This window comes from Tritonibacter sp. SIMBA_163 (assembly GCF_046535935.1).
Classification (GTDB): Bacteria; Pseudomonadota; Alphaproteobacteria; order Rhodobacterales; family Rhodobacteraceae; genus Epibacterium; species Epibacterium scottomollicae.
In genome coordinates, this window is sequence record NZ_JAWJBP010001516.1 from 1 (window position 1) to 230 (window position 230).

Sequence of the window (230 nt, forward strand, 5' to 3'; positions counted from 1 at the left end):
CATTCCGGAAAGCATGGTGATCCGCGGAACCACCCGCTGGTTCTTGCCCGATGTCGGGGAGACGATTATCCGCCGGATGCAGGAGCTCGCTGCTTCAATCGCAAGTGGTTTTGGTTGTACGGCACGCGTCGATTACGAAAAACGTTATCCTTCAACGATCAATACAGCAGACAATGCCCGCAGAATCCGTGAACTCGCTGTGTCACCCGACCTTGGCCTCGAGGTTCTTG

The 230-nt window shown here is 55.2% G+C and carries 1 pseudogene; it reads left to right on the top strand.

The features are described 5' to 3' along the window. Positions 1–230: pseudogene (locus R0J92_RS27350) on the top strand (amidohydrolase); the annotation flags it as partial.